Origin of the sequence: Candidatus Amarolinea aalborgensis, assembly GCF_900491745.1 — a bacterium.
Classification (GTDB): Bacteria; Chloroflexota; Anaerolineae; order SSC4; family Amarolineaceae; genus Amarolinea; species Amarolinea aalborgensis.
The window spans coordinates 385559-405546 of sequence record NZ_UETR01000002.1 but is presented as its reverse complement, the minus strand read 5'-3'; the positions used below and the strand labels follow the sequence as shown (position 1 = coordinate 405546).

Annotated in this window: 17 protein-coding genes; 5 read left to right on the top strand and 12 right to left on the bottom strand. The window is 64.6% G+C overall.

Annotated features, from left to right (window positions below):
* The first annotated feature begins 62 nt into the window (after positions 1-62).
* Genes ACPQ6D_RS04620 through ACPQ6D_RS04605 form a run of 4 tightly spaced genes read left to right on the top strand, consistent with a single transcriptional unit; the run spans position 63 to position 3626 of the window.
* Positions 63-845, top strand: a complete 783-nt coding sequence (locus ACPQ6D_RS04620) for a (Fe-S)-binding protein (protein ID WP_423223122.1) — start codon at positions 63-65, stop codon at positions 843-845.
* Between the two features lie 7 nt (positions 846-852).
* Entirely contained in the window at positions 853-2277 is a 1425-nt protein-coding gene (locus ACPQ6D_RS04615) for a LutB/LldF family L-lactate oxidation iron-sulfur protein (protein ID WP_423223121.1), read from the top strand.
* The gene (locus tag ACPQ6D_RS04610) at positions 2274-2966 is read left to right on the top strand and encodes a LutC/YkgG family protein (RefSeq protein ID WP_423223120.1); all 693 of its coding nucleotides are present in this window, start codon (positions 2274-2276) and stop codon (positions 2964-2966) included. The genes ACPQ6D_RS04615 and ACPQ6D_RS04610 overlap by 4 nt, the downstream gene beginning before the upstream one ends.
* Positions 2967-2975: 9 nt before the next feature.
* Positions 2976-3626, top strand: coding sequence for a hypothetical protein (locus ACPQ6D_RS04605; RefSeq protein WP_423223119.1), 651 nt, complete (start codon positions 2976-2978; stop codon positions 3624-3626).
* Between the two features lie 111 nt (positions 3627-3737).
* On the opposite strand, the gene ACPQ6D_RS04600 is transcribed toward ACPQ6D_RS04605, so the two are convergent.
* The 9 genes from ACPQ6D_RS04600 to ACPQ6D_RS04560 form a co-directional block, all read right to left on the bottom strand.
* The gene (locus tag ACPQ6D_RS04600) at positions 3738-4202 is read right to left on the bottom strand and encodes a heme-binding domain-containing protein (protein WP_423223118.1); all 465 of its coding nucleotides are present in this window, start codon (positions 4200-4202) and stop codon (positions 3738-3740) included.
* 123 nt (positions 4203-4325) lie between these two features.
* Entirely contained in the window at positions 4326-5315 is a 990-nt protein-coding gene (locus ACPQ6D_RS04595; protein WP_423223117.1) for a tocopherol cyclase family protein, read from the bottom strand.
* Between the two features lie 69 nt (positions 5316-5384).
* The gene (locus ACPQ6D_RS04590) at positions 5385-6239 is read right to left on the bottom strand and encodes a carotenoid biosynthesis protein (protein WP_423223116.1); all 855 of its coding nucleotides are present in this window, start codon (positions 6237-6239) and stop codon (positions 5385-5387) included.
* 186 nt (positions 6240-6425) lie between these two features.
* On the bottom strand, positions 6426-8000 hold the full coding sequence (locus ACPQ6D_RS04585) for a phytoene desaturase family protein (protein ID WP_423223115.1): 1575 nt from the start codon (positions 7998-8000) through the stop codon (positions 6426-6428).
* A 223-nt stretch (positions 8001-8223) separates the two neighbouring features.
* Entirely contained in the window at positions 8224-9192 is a 969-nt protein-coding gene (locus ACPQ6D_RS04580; protein WP_423223114.1) for an alpha/beta fold hydrolase, read from the bottom strand.
* A gap of 4 nt (positions 9193-9196) precedes the next feature.
* Entirely contained in the window at positions 9197-9934 is a 738-nt protein-coding gene (locus ACPQ6D_RS04575) for an alpha/beta fold hydrolase (RefSeq protein WP_423223113.1), read from the bottom strand.
* Between the two features lie 54 nt (positions 9935-9988).
* A complete protein-coding gene (locus ACPQ6D_RS04570) occupies positions 9989-11215 on the bottom strand; it encodes an MFS transporter (RefSeq protein WP_423223112.1) in 1227 nt (408 codons plus the stop codon).
* 1262 nt (positions 11216-12477) lie between these two features.
* Positions 12478-13998 carry an SDR family oxidoreductase gene (locus tag ACPQ6D_RS04565; RefSeq protein WP_423223111.1) on the bottom strand — a complete coding sequence of 507 codons (1521 nt, stop codon included), beginning with the start codon at positions 13996-13998 and terminating at the stop codon, positions 12478-12480.
* The gene (locus ACPQ6D_RS04560; RefSeq protein WP_423223110.1) at positions 13995-14240 is read right to left on the bottom strand and encodes a hypothetical protein; all 246 of its coding nucleotides are present in this window, start codon (positions 14238-14240) and stop codon (positions 13995-13997) included. The genes ACPQ6D_RS04565 and ACPQ6D_RS04560 overlap by 4 nt, the downstream gene beginning before the upstream one ends.
* A 312-nt stretch (positions 14241-14552) precedes the next feature.
* Between ACPQ6D_RS04560 and ACPQ6D_RS04555 the strand changes: the two genes are divergently transcribed.
* A complete protein-coding gene (locus tag ACPQ6D_RS04555; RefSeq protein WP_423223109.1) occupies positions 14553-15455 on the top strand; it encodes a DMT family transporter in 903 nt (300 codons plus the stop codon).
* Positions 15456-15523: 68 nt separating this feature from the next.
* Here ACPQ6D_RS04555 and ACPQ6D_RS04550 read toward each other — a convergent pair whose 3' ends face one another.
* The 3 genes from ACPQ6D_RS04550 to ACPQ6D_RS04540 all read right to left on the bottom strand — a co-directional run bounded on the left by ACPQ6D_RS04550 (position 15524) and on the right by ACPQ6D_RS04540 (position 19915).
* Positions 15524-16288: a nucleotidyl transferase AbiEii/AbiGii toxin family protein gene (locus ACPQ6D_RS04550; protein WP_423223108.1), complete on the bottom strand. Its 765-nt coding sequence runs from the start codon at positions 16286-16288 to the stop codon at positions 15524-15526.
* The gene (locus tag ACPQ6D_RS04545) at positions 16285-17136 is read right to left on the bottom strand and encodes a type IV toxin-antitoxin system AbiEi family antitoxin domain-containing protein (RefSeq protein ID WP_423223107.1); all 852 of its coding nucleotides are present in this window, start codon (positions 17134-17136) and stop codon (positions 16285-16287) included. Before ACPQ6D_RS04545 ends, ACPQ6D_RS04550 begins: the two co-directional genes overlap by 4 nt.
* A 199-nt stretch (positions 17137-17335) precedes the next feature.
* Positions 17336-19915, bottom strand: coding sequence for an SUMF1/EgtB/PvdO family nonheme iron enzyme (locus ACPQ6D_RS04540; RefSeq protein WP_423223106.1), 2580 nt, complete (start codon positions 19913-19915; stop codon positions 17336-17338).
* Positions 19916-19988 lie beyond the last annotated feature (73 nt).

The following is a 19988-nucleotide window of genomic DNA, read 5'->3' as shown; positions in this document are numbered from 1 at the left end:
TTGTCTTGGCGCGGTTTTCGTGCTATCCTGCGCTGGATTGAGAATCGCACCAGGAGCGCGCCATGTCTACCAGCTCTGCTGCGGCTACCCCCCGGCCGCGACGCGTCAGCCTCTTCGTCACCTGCCTGATTGACCACCTGTCTCCGCAAACGGCGGCCGCGGTGGTCACGGTGCTGGAACGCCAGGGCATTACGGTTGACGTACCGGCCGGGCAAACGTGCTGCGGCCAGCCGGCTTTCAACGGCGGGTTCTGGGACGAGGCGCGACAGATGGCCCGACATACGATTCGCGTGTTGGAAGAGACGAACGATTCCGTGGTGGTTCCCTCCGGGTCCTGCGCGGACATGATCGTTCACCACTATCCCGAACTTCTGCGCGACGAACCGGCCTGGCTGGCGCGCAGTCAGCGCCTGGCGCAGCGGGTGGTGGAGTTCAGCCAATTCCTGGTGGATGTGCTGGGCGTGACCGACGTGGGCGCGGTGGCCGATGGCGCGCTGACGTACCATGCCTCGTGCCATTTACTGCGCGGGCTGGGAATTGGTCAACAGCCGGTCGCACTGCTGGCCCACGTGCGCGGCGCGCAGATCACGCCTCTGCCCGACGCAGATCAATGCTGCGGTTTCGGCGGGCTCTTCAGCGTCAAGTTCCCATCCATTTCCGAAGACATGCTCGCCAACAAGCTGCGCCGCCTGGCCGAAACAGGCGCCGATTGCGTCGTGGGCTGCGATCTCTCCTGCCTGCTGCACATCAGCGCGGGCCTTCACCGCCGCGGCCAAAGCATGCGCGCTGTCCACCTGGCCGACATACTGGCTCGCACCGACGCAGCGCCACACGATGAAGCGTGATTGACCAATGCACACCGCGCCCATCTCATTCCACGATCGCATCGAAAGCGGGCTGCACAACGAGGTGATGCGCGGCGCGTTGGGAACGGCCACGAGCCGTTTTGCGGCCAACCGCCTGGCGGCACTCGCCACCTTGCCCGACGCGGACGCCGTGCGCGACCGGGCGGCCGCCATGCGCCGCCATACCCTCGCCAGGCTTGACCAGTACCTGGTCGAACTGGCGGCCAGCGTGGAGCGGGCCGGCGGTGTGGTGCATTGGGCGGCTGACGCGGCCGCGGCGCAGCGCATCGTCGCCGGCATCGCGCAGGCCAACCACGCGCGCACCATCGTCAAAGCCAAGTCCATGGTGACAGAGGAGATTCACCTCAACGCGGCGCTAGAAGCGGTCGGCCTGCGCGTGATCGAAACCGACCTCGGCGAGTACATCGCGCAGCTCAGCCAGGAAGCGCCGTCGCACATCATTGCCCCCGTGCTGCACAAGACGCGCCAGGAAATCGGCCGCCTGTTCCAGCAGAAACTCGGCGTGGAGTACGTGGACGATCCGACCGTGCTGGCTGGCATCGCGCGCCGCGTGTTGCGCCAGATCTTTCTGGAAGCGGACATGGGCATCAGCGGAGTTAATTTTGCCGTAGCCAGCACTGGCACGCTGGCCCTGGTCACGAACGAGGGCAACGGCCGCATGGTCACGTCGCTGCCGCGGATTCACGTCGCGGTCATGGGCATCGAGCGTGTCGTGCCCACACCGGACGACCTGGCCCTGATCCTGCAGCTGCTCGCGCGCAGCGCCACCGGCCAGAAGCTGTCAGTCTACACCTCGCTGCTCAGCGGGCCGCGCCGCGCCGCCGACCCCGACGGCCCGCAGCAGCTGCACCTGGTGCTGGTGGACAATGGCCGCAGCGGCATCCTGCAGAGCGACCTGGCCGAAATCCTGACCTGCATCCGCTGCGGCGCGTGTCTGAACATCTGCCCCGTCTACCGCAGCATCGGCGGCCACGCCTACGGCTCAACCTACCCTGGCCCAGTCGGCAGCGTGCTGTCGCCGTTACTGAGCGGCTTGGGTGAATTCGGCGAGCTGGCGCACGCTTCGTCGCTGTGCGGCGCCTGCCGTGAGGTGTGCCCGGTGCGAATTGACCTGCCCGGGCTGCTGCTCAAACTGCGCCATGACACCGTGCAGGCGGGCCAGGCGCCGGCCTGGCTGCGGTTCGGGATGAAGGTCTACGCACTCGGCGTCACGCACCCGTGGCTTTACCGGCTGGGCGGCAGGCTGGCGGCGATCGTCACCCACATGCTGGCGCACGATGGCTGGATACGCCGCCTGCCGGGTCCGCTGGTTGCCTGGAGCGGGCAGCGTGATTTTCCGGTCTTTGCGCCTCGCACCTTCCAGGACACATGGGCGCAGCGCCGCAAAGCTAGAAACGACGATTTTTCATGAAACCGGATGCCAATCGAGATGAAATCCTGCGCCGCGTGCGCACGGCCGTCGCCAATCCCGCCCTTGCCGCCGATCGGAAGCGGCCGCCGGGCGCCGTAGACCCGGGCTTGCCGGGTCACGGCCTGTTGGCCCGCTGGCAAGAGGAATTTGCCGCGCTGGGCGGTCATGCGTACGGCCCCCTGACGCCGGCCGCCGCGGTCAGTCAGACCGTCGCGCTGCTCGCCGCGCGCGGCGTGACGGCCGTGGCGGCCTGGGAGGATGATGCTCTGCCCGCGCCCAATTTCCGTCAGGCACTGGCCGCGGCCGGCATCGAGGTCATCCACACGCGGCCGCAGACGCAGGCCGATGCGGCTGCCCGCGCCCAGCTTGCGCAAGCTCCTGTCGGCATCACGGCCGCGCTCGCCGGCCTGGCCGACACCGGCAGCTTGGTCGTAGCCAGCGGGCCAGGACAGGCGCGCGCGGCGTCGCTCGTGCCGCCGATCTACCTGGCCTTCCTGCGCACGAACGATATGTATCCAAACTTGCCAGCCTGGATGGCCCGGCAGGGCGCAGAGCTGCTGCCGCAGACCGCGAACCTGACGATCATCACCGGCCCCAGTCGCACGGCCGACATCGAACTGACCCTGGTCGTCGGCGTCCACGGCCCCGGCGAGATCCATGTCATCCTGATTGATCCTGAGGCGCGCTAGGAAACCATCATGTCTTCATCCGATCCGAAATCTGCGATTCAAGCGCCGATCCTGGCACGGGCGCAAACCAACCCGTTGTCCCTGGTCATTCTCGTCGCGGCCATCGCGCTCGTCACCTGGCTGTCACCGGCCGACCGTGTGCTGGGCAATCTGGTCAAACTGGTTTACCTGCACGGCGCGATCATCCAGATTGCGCTGCTGGCGCTGGTCGCAGCCGGCCTTTTGGGACTGGCCTTCCTGGTCTGGCCGCGGCCGGCGTTCGTCGCCTGGTCGCAGGCCGTCGAGCGCGCCGCCTTCATCCTCTGGATTCTGTACGTCGTCACCAGCGCCGTTTCGATGGCGCGCGCGTGGGGCGGCATTGCCTGGTTCGAACCGCGCTGGGTGTTTGGTCTGCAAATGCTGGTCATCATTCCGGCGATGCAACTGGCTGGGCTGCTGCTGCAAGACCGCCGCCTGGCAGCGGGGCTGAATCTGGCTGTGGCGCTGATCATGCTCTTCTTGCGCTGGCGGGCCAACCTGGTGCTGCACCCGCTCGATCCGATTGGCGCCTCGTCCAGCCTTGCGATCAAGGTCGCTTACTACCTGCTGGTTCTGCTGGTATTCTTGACCGCCGTGCAGCTGGCGCGCTGGCTGCTGCAGCCGTCAGATCAACCAGCCTGAACGATAAGTTAACAAGAAGCCCTGGCCTACGCGCGGCGATCAGGTGCGCGTAGGCCAGGGCTTATTCTTTGCTTCAATCTGGTCCGGAACTGATTCAATCTGTATCGAGTTCTACCTGGCGAGAGCCACCGCCTCCAGCGCGGCGATCAGCGTCTGCCGCTCAGTCGAGGTCAAGTGCGCGTTACCGTGGATCAGCAAATAGGATGCGGGCGGCATTTCACTGTTTCTGACCGCATCTACCATATCGTCGGTGCCTTCCTCGACGCGACCCTCCTCATTCCGCACGGCGCCCTTCCAATCTGAGAAGTTGAACGCCTGCCGGCCTTCATCCACGTGACGCGTGACCATCCAGGAAATTGGCGCGATGGAGGAGTACCAGGGCCAGACCGTTTCATTGCTGTGGCAATCGTAGCAGGCGCGCTGGGCAACTTGCTTGGCGGCCGGACTGGCCCAGTTGAATTCCTTGACCACCGGCGGATTGGTGTGATTGTGTCCGTAGGGGACCAATTGGATCAGCAGGGCCAGCAGGATCAACCCGCCGAGGCCAATACCAAACCATTTCCGAATCGCTTTCATGGGAACAACAACCTCGCTTGCTCTAGTAGGATTTGGGCGCGATCGGCAGACCGCGCCCAACGACGTTCAGTGTCCCATGATACGGCGACCCGCGCAGGCTGTCTATGATTCTGAACAGGTCTCTTAACGGCCGAGGAGCGCTATCAGGCGATCGAGGTCTCCGTGCGCTTCCAGGCCGGCGTGGCGTCCCTGGCCTTCGAAGAGGGTGACGCCAGCCAGGGTGCTGAGGCGTACGTCCACGGTGGCGCGCAGGGTTTCGTTGACGCGTTTGCCCATGTCTTCACGCGTCGGCCCCAACAGCAGGCCGCCCTCAGCCCGCGCAGCCTGCATTTCTAGCCGATGCTGGCGATTGCGCACGGTCCAGATCACATGATCGTCGGTCACCTGCAGCTTTTCGATACGCGCCCCACTGTAGGTCGCAAAGCGCATCAACTGCCCCTGGCGCCAAAGGCCGATGATGAAGCCGGGAAAGGCGCGGCCGATCCAGGGAATAATCGCCACCGAGGCGGTTAGACAGACCCCCGGCTCTGAGAAATGGTTGGTCTGAAACCAGACCCAGGCTGCGGGGAAGGCCTGCCCCCAATCCTTCTCGATGTAACCGCGGCCGCGGCTAAAATCACGCGCAACGCCATTCACCTCCAGCGCGCCGTGGATGGCGTGATCGAAGCCGAGAACGCCGTGGTAGCACTCCATCGCCGGCGCCCACGCGTACCAGCCCATGATGCCCGGCGAGAGCACGCTGACCGGCCAGGGTCGAACGCCCTCGAAGCGCAATTCCCCCCGAATTTGTCCGGCCGGCCGTTGAATGTCCAGCTTGATGCCGTGGGCCGTGAAAGTGTTGGGGCCGATGCGAACTTCGAAATCGTCTGCGGCTGCCCAGAAATCGGACAGCGGGAAGGCGTGGTAGTCTGCCTGACCAGTCAACCCGTTGAGCACCTGCACGAAAGCGTGCGCCTCGCCGCCCAACTGCACCCCTGGGATGATTGCGTAGCGCGCCGACTCGTCTGCGCTGACCAGTTTATAGTACCAGCCTTCGAAGAAAGGCGGACGCTTGTCGTGGCCGTGATAGACGGCAGGGTGGAGGGTTGAATGGATAAACTGTCTGATGTTCATGCTATTCTCTTCGATCTGCGCTGCTTCGCTTCAGGCCGGGCTGCGACCCTGCCTTTAACGGGTTGATTGTCATGGCATTGGACTGCGGGCCACGCCGCGCCAGGCCAGGAGCGCAAACAAGCCCACCGCCAGGCCGCCCACCGCGGCCGGCCCAGGCAGATGCCAGAAGAAGGCTAGTCCCATCGCTTCCAGCGCCCAGGTGATGGTGTAGACCAGCAGCAGCGGCCGCACCGGTACCCCGGCAGGGCGCACCAGCCGCGTGATGGCGCCCGACACCAACAGCCAGCCCAGAAAGTTGGTCCAGGGAATACCAAAATAACCGCTGGGCGCCGCCCACACCCAGAAACCCCAGCTCACCATGTGCGGGTCGAGAAGGAGATCCCAGGCTGTAAAAGCCAACGCCGACGCCAGCGCGAAGCGCAGCGGCCGGGCGCTGCCCACAATCGCCTGCGCTGCCGCCCACGCCGGGGGCAGCAGCATCAGCCAGGCCAGGGGAACCAACAGCTGCACCTGCGCGAGCTGCGGCTGCAGCGCCGCCGTGTAGCGGTAGGCGCCGAAGGGGAAACCGGTCGCTGCGCCGAGCGCCTCAGCCGCCCACGCCAGCGCCGCCACGACGACCGCCACGCGCAGCACGCGGCCCCAACCCCACGCGTCCACCAAAATGGCAATGACCGCGCTGAGCTGCAGCAGCACGCTGATGGTAACGCCGCGCGGGAGCGCTTCCGCGCCCAGGCTGCGCTGCGTCAGCGGCAGCACGACCAGGATCAGCAGCCAGGCCGCGCCAAACAGCAGGGCGGTCTGATGACGCGGGAGCCACAAGAGACCGACGCGAGCATAGGTGCGCAGAAAGCCAAACGCCTGGTATGTTGATCCAGCGGAGGCTGCGGCGTTTTCCATCGCCCTGCGATCATCAGACTGCTGCACAAGACCCTCGTTTCAGCCGCACTCGTAGCAATCCACCACGCCTAACCCGGACAAGCCAGAGCCAGATGCTGCAACGCAAAGACGCCACGGCGCCAAGCCGCACGGAAAGTGCGTTGCGGCTTCCAGTCTTTGCGGCTTCGCGTTAGAATTTCTTGCTCTCTGCGCCAGAATTTCACGGACAAGAACCTAACGCGGCAGCCGTAGGCGTGACAGGTCGTGCAGCAGGGTGGCGGCGGCATTGAGGCCGGCCGCGCCCATGATGCCGCCGCCGGGATGGGTGCTGGCGCCGGTCAGATACAGGCCGGGCAGTGGGCCGCGATAGTGGCCGAAATTGAGCGCGGGCCGCATGAAGAACATCTGGTCAATGGACATCTCCAGGTGCATGACGTTGCCGCGCAGCAAACCCAGCGTGCGCTCCAGGTAGAGCGGCGTCTCGACCAATTGACCGATGACCGCGTCGGTCACGTTGGGCGCGTACTGCGCCAGGGTCGCCAGCATCTGATCGGCCACGGCCTGGCCCACGTCGTCCCACGAAGCGCCGGACGCAAGTTCGTACGGGTAATACTGGCCCCAGAGAAACAGGGTGTGCTGACCAGGCGGCGCCAGCGTGGGGTCTACGGCGGAGAAGGTCATGGCGATCAAGCCTGGCGCGTCTGAAGGCCGGCCGCCGAGATAATCGCCATAAGCCCGATCCAGGTAATCCATGCTGGGACAGATGAACTGCAAGGCGCGGTGCTGCAGGCCGGGCGCGCCATCCGCCGCGGTCGGCAACGCCGTGTAGTTCGGCAATTCACGCATCGCGTAGCGCACCATCATGCCGAAGCCGTTGCCGATGCGCGCCTGGCTGAGGCGCGTGCGCGCATGCGGCGGCAGCATGACGCCGTCCAACAGCTTGAGTGTGGTGTGGATGTGCGCGCCGGAAACGACCGCGCGCGCAGTGAAACGTTCGCCGGCTGCGGTCTCCGCGCCCACGGCGCGGCCGCGTTCGACCAGGATGCGCGCAACCGGCGCGTCGGTGAAAATCTGGCCGCCGTGCGCCTCGATCATGCGCGCCAGGGCCTGGGTCAGCATGCCGGAGCCGCCGCGCGGGCGCTTGACGCCGCTGACGTGGTACATGGGATGCCACAGGGCAAAGGGCGCGGAAAACGGCTCCGTCGGCGGCGGGCCTGACTGCGCGGCCATCCAGGCAATCAGCGCGGGCACGTGCGGGCCGCTGAACGACTGACGCAGCACTTGCCCATAGCCGCGCACGATGTCCAGCAGGCGCTCGGTCGCCTGGCTGCGCATCCCCTTGTTGAAGGCCATATAGCGCATCAGATTGAGCGGCGTCGGTGCATGAATGAAAGCCTCAACCATGCCCTGCGCCACCGGCTCCCAGGTCTTGACAAAGCGCCGATACGCCTCGGCATCGGCGGGCGACACTGCGGCGATGCTTTGGCAAGTCCGGTCGAGGTCCTTCCAGATCGTGATGTGCTTTCCGTCAGGGAAGGGCGACCAGAAGAGCGGATCAACGTCCAGGTATTCCAGGCCATAGCGCGCAAGCTCCAAGTCGGCGATGATGGGCGTGTGGTGAATCAGGATATGCGCGGAGCCGCCCAGGTCGAAGTGAAAGCCAGGCACGATCTCTTCCGTCACGACCGCGCCGCCGACCTTGTGCCGCCGTTCCAGGATGCCGACCTTGTAGCCCGCCTTCGCCAGGTAGCCGGCGCAGACGAGGGCATTATGCCCCGCGCCGATAAAAAGAACATCGAATTGACTCATCGTACTACGCCCTTTCACGATGCGTTGTTTTCATCAAAGCGGCGATCCACTGCACAATGGATGCATGCGTCGCCCGTGCAGTAGGTCACGCCTCCGGCGTGACGGCGTCGTTTACCACAAAACATGCTTTGGCGCCACAACGAGGCAAGTCGGGGGATCGCGTGACAGGCGGCGCGATCCGATCCATTTGCCGGACCGTCAACGGTCGCGGGGAGTCTCTGTTTCAGCGCGCAATCCCCTGCACGAACGGCGCGACCGCCTGCATGAAATCCTGCGGGCATTCCTCCTGCGGCACATGGCCGCAGTTGGGAAGAACAGCCAGCTGCGCGCCGGGGATTTCCCCTGCCAGGCGGATGCTCTGCTCCGTCGGCACCCACGTGTCGAACTCGCCGGTCACGACGAGCACCGGCAGCTTGAGGCGTTTGACATCGTCGCCCAAGGTGGTGGACATGCGGCTGGCCGCCAGGTATTCGTAGAAAGCCCGATCCCAGTTTTCGATCTTGAGCGGGCGCTGGTACAGGGCCAGCATCTCCGGCGTGACCTTCGACGGGTCATGGTAAGCCGAAGGCAGCAAATTGCTGATCCCACTCGCCTGTGAACGCGCCAGGAGCGGCCCGAGGTGTCGCATCTGCGGCGAGTTGAGCAGCGGCTGCACGATGGCAGGCGTGCCCCCGCCCGCGTAGATGGCCGGGTCCACTAAGACCAACGCCGAGACTCGATCCGGGTAGCGCAGGGCCGTCTGCGCGCTGATCGTGCCGCCGGCCGAGTTGCCGATCAGAATGGCCTTTTGGATGCCCAGCCGATCCATCAGCCCAATCACCAGATCCACCTGCGCGTCGGGGTCGTACGGATTGACGCCTGTCCATGTCAACGGCCGTTCGGTCAACCCAAAGGCGGGGCGGTCGAACGCGATGACTGCGCTGAGCGCAGAGAGACCCGGACGCACGGCGCGCCAGCTCTCCGTGTGCGAGCCAAAGCCGTGCAGGAGAATCATCGCCGGCTCGGCCTGGCCGCTGCGCTTGACGTGCAGGCGCAGGCCATTCACCTCGATGAACTCACTGTCCGGATCGGCCAACTGCTCCGGTGGAACCAATCCTGGCAGCGGCGGTACGGGAATCAACAGCGGAACGGTCAGGATCAAGACCAACAGGATGCCGATGACGATCAGCGCCGAACGAGCGATGCGTTTCATCGGCCTACTTTGCAACCTCGCTCAACAAGCTCACGGTCGCGGCCACGATTTGCGCCTGCTGCGCCTCGCGTGGAATGGTTGCCTCATTGTCGCCTGATTGCTTGCCGTACCAGCCGAACTGCGCGTGATTGCCGCCTTCGATGGCGACAAAACGGGTGTTCGCAGGCAGCAGCGGCCGCGAGGCGTCAATCTTGCCGCCGGTTGCCAGGCCATCGCGCGTGCCGTAGATGGAGACCACGGGCAAGGCGCGGTCGGCCAGGCTGTTGTTGGCGGCCGGGTAGGCTGCCCAGAGCGCCAGACCCGCCACCTGATCTGGGTGTTGATACGCGTACTGCGCGGCCATCGCGCCGCCCAGCGAATGGCCGCCAATGGCCCAGTGCGTGATGGACGGGAAAGCCTGCATGACCTCGCTGGCGCGACCCGCGTCGAAGAAAGCGAGTTTGAGCGGCATGGGCACGATTACCACCAGGTAGCCGGCCTCGGCAATCTGACGTGCGGCCGGCGCGTACGCACGGGCATCTACCAGCCCGCCGGGGTATAAAATCAAACCGGTAGTCGGGTTGGCCGCGGCCGGTTGAAACACCAGCCAATTCTTGCCGGCCAACGTCGTGCTGGCCTGCATTTCGGCCACAGCCTCAGGCATCGGCGCGGCGGCAAACAGCGTCGTCCAGGCCAGGAATCCGCCCACGAGCAGAATCAGCAGCAGAAGGGGAATTAGCCAAAGTAAGCGTTTTGTTTTCATGGTCTCTCACAGCGAATGGCCGGGGAGCGCGCGTAGGCGCTCCCCGCACGATGGCTAGTGGCTTGTCACCGGCACGGCAACAGGAACGGCGCGTGACGGCAGCGGCGGGTCCGGGTTAACGACGAAGCGCCGCCAGGTAAAGGAAACGACCCAGACCATGATCAGCGCGCCAAAGGCGCCTGGCGCCCAGGTCCCGGCCTGCTGCAGCAATACGCCGCCGACGGTTGGCGCCAGCACGCGCGTGACGCTCTCCACCGATGCGGCCAGGCCCAGGGTGCCGCCGATCTCCTCGGGATAAACGGCCTTGGTCAGCGCGCTGCTGAGCACCGTGTTGAGGATGCCGCCAGAGACCGCGGTGGGGATCAGAACCAGCAGCAGCACTGGCACGTTGGGCGTCAAGGCCCAGGCGAGCAGCGAAACGGCCATGATGCTGACGCTGCCCATGATCAGATTGCGGTCGCTGAAACGGCCGGTCAGCCGGCCGACGCCAAAGCCCTGTACGATTACCGAAAGCACGCCGACGTAGGTCAGGATGAAACTGGTGCTGCGTACATCCAGGTTCAAGCGATACTGCGCGTAGAGGGCAAAGACCGATTGGAAGATGGCAAAGGCCAGGCCGAAGAAGAAACGCACGTGCAGCAGGGGGCCGACACGCGGTCGCCGCATCGCCGTCATCAGCGACGCCAGCGAGAAGGCGGTGCGCGGGCGCGCGGTCAGCGCGGCGCGCTTCTCAGCGGTCAGCGACTCAGGCAAGAAGAAGAAGACCGCCACCAGGTTGATGAGGGCCAGTGCTGCGGCCACAAAAGAAGGCACGGCATAGCCGTAGGTGCTCAACAGGCCGCCGGCGGCCGGTCCCAGGATGAAGCCCAGACCGAACGCAGCGCCGATCATGCCCAGGCCCTTGGCGCGGTTCTTCTCGTCGGTCACATCGGTGATGTAAGCCTGCGCCACGGTGATGTTGCCGCCGGTCAGACCATCCAGCATGCGGCTGATGAACAGAATCAAGAGCGAGCCGCCAACGCCGAGCAAAATAAAACCGACAAACGTGCCAAAAATGCTGATCAAGAGCACGGGGCGGCGGCCGAACCGGTCGGAAAAACGTCCCAGGAGCGGCGCGCCAATCATCTGCGCCGCGGCGTAGGAAGCCACGAGCAGTCCCACGATAGTGGGCGTGGCGCCGAACGTCTCCGCGTAGTAGGGAAGTAAGGGCAGTATCAAGCTGAAACCGAGCATATCCACGAGGACAACAAGAAAAATGGTTGTCAAACGACTCTTTTGCATCACCAATCCACCTCTTAAATAAATCATGCAGCGCAGCGTGGCTACGGGAGGTAAGACGGAAGGAGACAGGAGAGAGTCACCGGCGGATGATGCTGGCTCTGTCGGTCCGGTCTCCTGGCCGGACCACGTTGGTTGAAGGCAGCGAACTCTGCGCCGGACGGCGTCGTCACGCCGGAGCCGTGACCTACTCGATGTGTAGGTCCGGCCTCCTGGCCGGACGACGTTGGCTTCGTAGGTTCGGCCTCCTGGCCGGGCCGGACGACGTTGGTTGAGGGAAGCAGGCTCTGCGGCCGACAGCGTCGTCACGCCGGAGGCGTGACCTACGACTTGGGCGTGTCACCCCTTGGGCGTGTCACGCGGCGGAGGTCGTCGTCACGCCGGAGCCGTGACCTACGGCTTGGGCGTGTCACGCGGCGGAGAGCGTCGTCACGCCGGAGCCGTGACCTGCGGGATGTGTAGGTCCGGCCTCCGGGCCGGACGACGTTGGTTGAGGGAAGCGAACTCTGCGACGGAGAGCGTCGTCACGCCGGAGGCGTGACCTACTCGATGTGTAGGTCCGGCCTCCGGGCCGGACGACGTTGGTTGAGGGAAGCAGGCTCTGCGGCCGACAGCGTCGTCACGCCGGAGGCGTGACCTACGACTTGGGCGTGTCACCCCTTGGGCGTGTCACGCGGCGGAGGTCGTCGTCACGCCGGAGCCGTGACCTACGGCTTGGGCGTGTCACGCGGCAGACAGCGTCGTCACGTCGGAGGCGTGACCTACTCGATGTGTAGGTCCGGCCTCCTGGCCGGACGACGTTGGTTGAGGGAAGCGAACTCTGCGACAGACAGCGTCGTCACGTCGGAGGCGTGACCCACGCTGTGGGCGTGTCACGCGGCGGAGGGCGTCGTCACGCCGGAGGCGTGACCTGCGGCTTGGGCGTGTCACGCGGCGGAGAGCGTCGTCACGCCGGAGGCGTGACCTACTGGATGTGTAGGTCCGGCCTCATGGCCGGACGACGTTGGTTGAGGGAAGCAGGCTCTGCGGCAGACAGCGTCGTCACGCCGGAGCCGTGACCTACTCGATATGTAGGTCCGGCCTCCTGGCCGGACGACGTTGGTTGAGGGAAGCGAACTCTGCGGCAGACAGCGTCGTCACGCCGGAGGCGTGACCTACTCGATGTGTAGGTCCGGCCTCCGGGCCGGACGACGTTGGTTGAGGGAAGCAGGCTCTGCGGCCGACAGCGTCGTCACGCCGGAGGCGTGACCTACGGTGTGGGCATGTCACGCGGCGGAGAGCGTCGTCACGCCGGAGTCGTGACCACCGACGCGGCGGCTTTTTCTGCGCGCCGCGCGATCTCGCGGATCATGCCAGAGAAAATTAAGCCGTGCAGCGGATAGAGGGCATACCAGTAGAGCAGGCCAAAGAGGCCCTTCGAGGCAAAGAAGGCGGTCTGCACCAGGCGCGTACGGCCGTCGGGCTGCGGCTGCGTCTCGAACTGCAGCCAGGCCGGGAACTTTCATCTCGGCGCGCAGGCGCAGCAGGCGCGGCGCCTCCACCGCCTCGACGCGCCAGAAATCGAGGGCGTCGCCCACACGCAGGTCATCGGGATGGCGCCGGCCGCGCCGCAACCCCACGCCGCCGATCAGGCGATCGGCCAGGCCGCGCAGTTCCCAGGCCCAAGTGGCATAGAACCAACCGCGCTCGCCGCCGATGCCGCTGAAGGTGCGAAAAACGGCTGCCGGCGGCGCATCCACGATCTGCTGGCGCTGCTCGATGAAGATGCCTTCCTGCTCGGTGAAGGTCGCCGGCGCGCCATCGTTTTGACTGCTGACCAACGCGTCTTTCCACGAAGTCTGCACCTGCCCGGCGTCCAACTTGGCGAGGGCAAAGCGCAGGGCGGTCGCGTAGTCCAGCGGCTGGATGGAGGGAAAGAGGCGACGGGGGCTGTCGTCATGCACGATCACCTCATTGCGCAGTCCCTGAATCAAAGGGCGAGCAATCGCCGCGGGCACGGGCGTCACCCAATGCACCCAGTACGAGGAAAGGCGCGGGGTCAGCACGGGGACGGGGAGCAGCCAACGGCGGAGGCCGCGCGCGCGGGCATAGCCGGTCATCATTTCGCCGTAGGTCAGCACATCTGCGCCGCCAATTTCCAGGATGCGATTGGCGCTCTCCGGCACACTGAGCGCAGAAACCAGGTAGCTGAGCACATCGCGCACCGCAATCGGCTGCACGCGTGTGTAGACCCAGCGCGGGCAAATCATAATTGGCACGCGCTCGGTCAGGTAGCGGATCATCTCGAAGGAGAGGCTGCCCGAACCGACGATGACGGCCGCGCGAAACTCGGTCACGGTTGTAGTGGCCGGGGATTGATCGGGCGACGCGCAGGCCGCGCGTAGGGCGTCGCCGGTGGCCTGGCGTGAGCGCAGATGCGGCGAGAGGTCAGCCGCGGAATCGCCCAGGCCGCCTAGATAGATGAGGCGCGGCACGCCGGCGGCTTTGGCCGCCAGGGCAAAGTTACGCGCCGCAGTGATGTCCCGCTGATGGAAATCGGCGCTGTCGCTCATGCTGTGCACCAGGTAGTACGCGGCGCTGATCCCCGTCATGGCCGCGGGCAAGGTGTGCGCCTGCAGCACATCGCCCTGCACCACCTCCACCTGCGCCAGCCACGGCCGGCCCTGCAAGCGCGCAGGGTCGCGCACCAACACGCGCACCTGGTGCCCGGCTTCGAGGAGGAGAGGAATCAGGCGGCCGCCGACATAGCCGGTGGCGCCGGTGACCAACAGATGCTGCGTTGTCATGCGAAAAGCTCCATCAACGATTGTTTGCTGCGCTCGATCTGCAGCCATGCGGCCAGCAGTCCGGCCAGGGGCGAGTCGGCGTCCGATTCGTGCAGTTCGGCATAGCTGGCGCTCAATTGGCCAAAGGCCTCGGGCGTCAGGGCAAAAAGCCACGCACCGGGGTCGCTTTCCTCGGCCTCGGCCGCCGGTTCCGAAACAGCTGGCGTCATCTCATCGGCTTCTGACGGGTGGCTATTGTCCATGTCTTCACCTCTCCCTGACCCGGGGCGCATCTCAAGCCGCCCCATCGTCTCCCCTTCAGACGAACGGCGCTGGCGAACGTCACCGGGGGTTGAAATCGCGGCCGCAGCAGAGCGATTGAAATCGCGCCTGATGGGCGTGCCGCCGGGCGCCCACCTGGGTGGGCGCAATGCCGGTCGGCGCTAGGCCGACCTGGCGGCGGCACGCCCTTGCGGCCCGAATTCATTCGGCGGCTTTTCGCCCGGTTTGCCCCAATCACCAGTCTGCATTACCATGTACGCCGTTGGCTTCGAACCGATCGGACCTGGAGGATTATGTCAAACAGCTCATCCCAGGCGCGGGGCTACGCGCTGGTGCTGACGGCCGCGGCGCTGTGGGGCACGCTCGGCCTGTTCTACAAGGTGCTGATTGACCGCTTTGGCCTGTCCCCGCTCACGGTGGCGTCGTACCGCAGCATGCTGGCCGGCCTGCTCCTGCTGATCGTGCTGGCGCTGCGCCAACCGCGGCTGCTGGCGGTCAACCGGCACGACCTGCCGCTGCTCACGGCCTACGGGGTGTTCGGCGTGGCCGGTTTCTTTGTCGCCTACGCGTACGCCATTGACCTGGTGGGCGTGGCGGTGGCCGCGGTGCTGCTCTACACCGCGCCGGCCTGGGTGGGGCTGATTGCCTGGCGCTGGCTGGGCGAGACCATGCACCGGCGCCTGCTCATCGCCCTCGCGCTGACGCTGATCGGCTCGGTGCTGGTGACCGGCCTGTACGATGTGAGCCACCTGCGGCTGAACGGCCTGGGGGTTTTGGCCGGACTGGGCGCCGGCCTCGGCTACGGACTCTGGAGCGTCTTCAACAAGGTGGCGGTGGCCCGCTACTCAGCCTGGACTGTGCAAACGTACGCGCTGCTGATCGGCGCGGCCTGTTTTCTGCTCTTGGCGCCGGCCAGCCAACTCGCCAGCCCGCTCGCGCTGCCGCCAAGCTGGCCCTGGCTGCTGGCCATGGCCGTCATTCCCACGCTGGGCGGCGCGCTGACCTATTCGCTCGGCGTGCGTTGGGTGCCGGTCAGCGTCGCCAGCGTCGTCGCCACCCTGGAGCCGGTCATCGCCGGCGTCCTGGCCTATCTGCTGCTGGGCGAACGGCTCACCCTGCTGCAAATCCTGGGCGGGGTCGCGATCATCAGCGCGGTGCTGCTCCTGCGGCCGAGGGAGAAAAGGAATGCTGAATGATGAATTCGGAATGACGCTCTCTTGTCCAACGGGCGTTTTTGATCGCCAGACAGCACCAGCGGAGACGTTCACAGAATCTGGTCGAAGAGCTCCTGCAGCCAGGGGTCCAAAACATTTCTTACCTGAGAATACTCAGGAACATCATCCATCAAGGGAGCAAGGTCGGTCTCCCAGGTTGGTTCCACAGCCGTCAGATGACCTGTGATAGCCACCAGATCGAGAGCAAGCCCCACCGTCTGCAGCTTGCGGGGCACCAGTGGGGCTGTTTGGGAAGCCGTTGCCAAATGGTGTGTGGCGATGATCCACAAATCGTACACATCGCGCGGCGCATGGCGCATGGAGAGCGCTCGCAGCTTTTCAGCAGCGATCTCCGTCACCTGCATGACACGAACAGGAAAGGGAACGCCGTAAGGGGATGCGGCCATCAACTCAGACGGCAGCAGAAGCACCGGCTCGCGAAAGCTAAAATCGAGCTTGATGGAGTTGACATAGCGCAGCGGCCCAAAGTAGCGCAGCCGGCTTACGGTCAAAGCATCATGAAATACCCTGTGCTCTGCAATCACCGCCCCAATATCGGCAACTTCGATGGCAGGCCGCAACTCTTCGACGGTCACCGGCCGGATGGCCGTGAAGTCCAAATCGAGGGACAGCCGCGTGCCAACGTAAAACTTGTGCAAAGCCGTGCCGCCCTTCAGCACCAGCACCTGGCGCAGTTCTTCGTGGGCGCTGAGCGATCGCAGCACCAGGTCAAGCACATATTCTTTCTCGAGCAAACCCAGGTTGAGCTTGCGCCGCGCGGCCATGCGCCGCAGCTCGTCGCGGCTAACCATCATGTGTCCATCCACGAGACGAGATGAGAGGTCGGCACATTCAATCGCAGCCACCAGGCACGGTCATACGGTCCCGCGGCTGGCAGACGGGGATCGAGGCGGACAAAACCGGCCGAGAGATCGCGGCGCCAAGCCGCTATGGCATCCGACCACCCCGCGTTGGGAAATCGCGCAGCCAGATCGAACTGCTCGGCCAGATAGCCCAAGCGTTTGAGGATCGCCTGGTTGCCCAGGCGACCGGCGTACGCGGTCAACTGCGCGGGTTGCGCATCGAGTCGCTGGGCATAACCATAGAGGCCCTTGGCGGCCTCGACCATGCCGCCACACAGATCGGGGCGATCCAGGCAATCAAGGACGGTGCGCGCCGGGTCGGTCATGACGACGGGCTGATCATCCACTAGCACCGTGACCACGCCGAAGAAGCGTTCTGCGGCGATCGTTACGAAATGGCAGTGGAAACCAAGCTCCTCGACCGACACGTCCCGCCGCCGCGCCGGACTGATGACCATCACCGTCTGGGGCACCTGCTCTGTAAAACCGTCGTAATGCAGCGCCGACCAGTAGCCGATGGCGTAGGGTTCGACCAGGCGGCTCGCCAACACGAACTCATGCGCCGTGTATAGGCCCTCCATGCCGGCCGACAGGGGCAGGATCAGATACTTGCCGCGCTCCAGCCGCAGCAGCCAGCGTTTGCGGGTCAAATGCGAGAGAAGCCGCGGCAGGTTAGCAACCTTTCCATCGCCCGCGGCTTGAGCATCCTCAACCGTAAATACCGCCTTGCCCGCTGCGCTCAGCGTGTTGAGCAAGCGCGTTTCCTGCGCGCCGAGTGTGCGTACATTCTGTGTGCTCATAATGTCATTATCCACGCATCATTGTAACACAGAACTAAATCAGAAGCAAACACGACAAGTTGCTATCTGCGTGCGCAGCCAGCGCTGATCTGCGTCCGAGTTCCCTGCACCCCCCTCACAATTTCGTCCCGCAGTACTGCTCCGCAGGTCAAATTTGGTTTATGTCAAAACGACGCAGAGATCCAGAGACGCCAGAGACTCAGAGGCCGGGGGACGCCACCCGAAAACCAATGCTGCCATTGCGATTGTCGGGACCGAGCCGGTACCGGTCGGCGGAGCGTACATGTCCCGCTCCATTGTTCCAACTCCCGCCCCGCAGAACACGAACTTCTGTACTACTCTGATCCTCTCGCCCATCATCGCTTCTGTAAGGATAATTCCCATATTTACTGCTCACCCATTCCCAGACGTTCCCCGCCAGGTCCAACACTCCGTAAGGACTCACCCCATTCGCATAACTTCCCACCGGCGCCGTAGTCCCATACCCGTCATTCACGTTTGCATCTTTCCACGAATACTCACATTGCTGATCGCAAAAATTCACGCGCATGCCGTCCCACGTATTCCCCCACGGATAGAGCCACACGTTCCCAGAGCTTGTCGAAGAGCCTCGCGCCGCCTTTTCCCATTCCGCTTCTGTCGGCAAACGACCCCCGACCCAGTGGGCATACGCACTCGCCTCGTACCAACTCACGCACACAATCGGCTGCTCTGCCTGGTTAAAGTGACTATTCCCCCAGCAGTTTGACTGCGTTACTTTATTCGATTCCTTCCACGCCCACCCTGCTTCGGTCCAGTATTCCTGCTTGCTGTAAACGCCGGCATCCACGAACTTCCGGTACTGCGCATTCGTCACTTCCGTGCGGTCTATCCAGAATCCATCCAACGTAACTTTGTGCTGCGGCTTCTCGTCGCTTTCTGCCTGACTGTCGCTATCGGTTGATCCCATCGTGAACTCACCCGCCGGCACCCAGACCATTACCGCCCTGTCAATGTCCCGCACCCGCGTGGCGCCCGCCGCGGGCGCCGGCGTATCGGTTGGCTCAGGTGTGTTCGTCGGCGTTGACGACGCAGTCAGCGTCTCCGTCGCCGGGCCAGTGACTACGGTCGGCGTGGGCTTGCTGCGCGCATCCAAGGCCCCGATTCCCCACAGCAGCAGCACCACGGCCACCACTCCGATCCCAATCAACGCCCAGGCCGGTAAACCACGCTCACGCGGCGTCGGCGACAGAGTCGGAGTCGGAGTCACCGGCTGTTGCGGTTCTTCGGCCTGTTCAGGCTTGGCTTTATCAGATGCTTGAATCGCTGGTTTCGAACCATCTTTCAACTCGGCAATTTCCTGGCGCTTGTCCTCCAACTCAATCTTCAAGTGCGCTGGTATGGTCAATGAGGTGAATCCGGCCGCTTGTTGCTCCAAGATTTCAGGAGCACGTTTGGCCGTTTCTAGGGCGTGTGGTTGACTCTGTATGGAATCGCTGCTAACTTCAGGCTGGGTAGTTACTGCCGCACGCACTTGACGCTCGCGTTCTGCGGCCTCTTGTTGGCGTTTCAACGCTGCCTGTTGCGCCGCATAGGCCGCTCGCTCTTGTTGCTCACGCTCGGCCGCCTCTTGTTGCCGTTTCAACTCCGGCTGTCGCGCTTCATGCGCAACCAGCTCTGTTATGTCAAATAAGGCGCCGTCCGACGCGCGCATCGTCAGCACCGGCGTGCCCCATTCCACCGTGTTCGGCACCTGGGTGCTGACCGCCTTGCGCCCCTCGCTGACCGCCGCGTCCACCGGATACCCATCGGCCACAGCCTCGTAGAAGGCGCGGGCAAACTCCACTGCCGCGTGGTCGGTAATCTCGTGCTGCATGGCGAGCACGGCCGGAATCCCGCGCCGCACCAGGATCGCGGCCGCGCTGGCGAAGATGTCCCGCTCGCTCCCCCGTGCGCCTTCGCACGCGTTCAGAACCACCAGGCGCAGCGCCCGGTGATCGCCCAGCAGCCGCGCCAGGGGCGTGGCAAAGAGAGGCTGCGCCCGGCCCGCGTTATCGGTCAAGACCACCAATCCCTCGTCGCTCGGCCGATCGAAGCCGCCGTGGCCCACAAAATGAACGATGTGCCAGGGCCCGCCGCGCAGCGCACGCTGCAGGTCACGCGCCGTAGATCCGGAAAGCCAGGTCAACTCGACCTGGCCGCCAGTCCGCAAGCGCGCCAGCGCCAGCGCCACCCGTTCCTTCTCCTTCGTGACATCCAACCGTTCCATGTCGGTCGGGTCAGCGATCAGGCCCAAAATACGCAGAGGCGGCGACACCCGCAGCGGCTGCATCGCCTGCGGCAGCTCCGGATAGCGAACAACGGGTGTACTGCTCGACAAGCACAAATAGTCGCCCATGCGCACATCGAACAGATACTCCCAGGGCAGCACAGCCAGTTCAGGCGGCCGAATGTGCAGCTTGAGGCGCAGGCCCTGGCCCGCGTGATCAGCCTGCAGCCGGCTGACGTCATAACGGCTGCGCACTTCGCCGTTGAACAACGCCTCGAACAGCGCGCGGCCGAAGTCTTGCACAGCCTGCTGATGTGAGTCGAGAATCGAACGACGCCCGCCTCCGGATCTCAGCAGAGCCGTTTGCAGTTTCAGAAGATTGTTTTCCAGCATCAGTTCATCAAACGGAAACTGCATCACCGTGCGCGCCTCGCCGGCCGGCGAGTGCAATACGCTCACCGGGTAGGCGCGGCCCGCACCGGGGCCAATCTCAAGATCGAAGTCGAGATAACGGGTTGGATTATCAGGCATGGCAGTGGACTCCCTGAAGGACGATTCTATGCAGCAGCGCGATGTGTCAACGAATCTGCGATGGTTGGCCTGT

What these genes read in the sequence shown, in the direction of transcription:
- ACPQ6D_RS04620 (WP_423223122.1), top strand. Translation starts at nt 63, where the DNA reads ATGTCTACCAGCTCTGCTGCGGCTACCCCCCGGCCGCGACGCGTCAGC.
- ACPQ6D_RS04615 (WP_423223121.1), top strand. Translation starts at nt 853, where the DNA reads ATGCACACCGCGCCCATCTCATTCCACGATCGCATCGAAAGCGGGCTG.
- ACPQ6D_RS04610 (WP_423223120.1), top strand. Translation starts at nt 2,274, where the DNA reads ATGAAACCGGATGCCAATCGAGATGAAATCCTGCGCCGCGTGCGCACG.
- ACPQ6D_RS04605 (WP_423223119.1), top strand. Translation starts at nt 2,976, where the DNA reads ATGTCTTCATCCGATCCGAAATCTGCGATTCAAGCGCCGATCCTGGCA.
- ACPQ6D_RS04600 (WP_423223118.1), bottom strand. Translation starts at nt 4,202, where the DNA reads ATGAAAGCGATTCGGAAATGGTTTGGTATTGGCCTCGGCGGGTTGATC.
- ACPQ6D_RS04595 (WP_423223117.1), bottom strand. Translation starts at nt 5,315, where the DNA reads ATGAACATCAGACAGTTTATCCATTCAACCCTCCACCCTGCCGTCTAT.
- ACPQ6D_RS04585 (WP_423223115.1), bottom strand. Translation starts at nt 8,000, where the DNA reads ATGAGTCAATTCGATGTTCTTTTTATCGGCGCGGGGCATAATGCCCTC.
- ACPQ6D_RS04580 (WP_423223114.1), bottom strand. Translation starts at nt 9,192, where the DNA reads ATGAAACGCATCGCTCGTTCGGCGCTGATCGTCATCGGCATCCTGTTG.
- ACPQ6D_RS04575 (WP_423223113.1), bottom strand. Translation starts at nt 9,934, where the DNA reads ATGAAAACAAAACGCTTACTTTGGCTAATTCCCCTTCTGCTGCTGATT.
- ACPQ6D_RS04570 (WP_423223112.1), bottom strand. Translation starts at nt 11,215, where the DNA reads ATGCAAAAGAGTCGTTTGACAACCATTTTTCTTGTTGTCCTCGTGGAT.
- ACPQ6D_RS04565 (WP_423223111.1), bottom strand. Translation starts at nt 13,998, where the DNA reads ATGACAACGCAGCATCTGTTGGTCACCGGCGCCACCGGCTATGTCGGC.
- ACPQ6D_RS04560 (WP_423223110.1), bottom strand. Translation starts at nt 14,240, where the DNA reads ATGGACAATAGCCACCCGTCAGAAGCCGATGAGATGACGCCAGCTGTT.
- ACPQ6D_RS04555 (WP_423223109.1), top strand. Translation starts at nt 14,553, where the DNA reads ATGTCAAACAGCTCATCCCAGGCGCGGGGCTACGCGCTGGTGCTGACG.
- ACPQ6D_RS04550 (WP_423223108.1), bottom strand. Translation starts at nt 16,288, where the DNA reads ATGATGGTTAGCCGCGACGAGCTGCGGCGCATGGCCGCGCGGCGCAAG.
- ACPQ6D_RS04545 (WP_423223107.1), bottom strand. Translation starts at nt 17,136, where the DNA reads ATGAGCACACAGAATGTACGCACACTCGGCGCGCAGGAAACGCGCTTG.
- ACPQ6D_RS04540 (WP_423223106.1), bottom strand. Translation starts at nt 19,915, where the DNA reads ATGCCTGATAATCCAACCCGTTATCTCGACTTCGATCTTGAGATTGGC.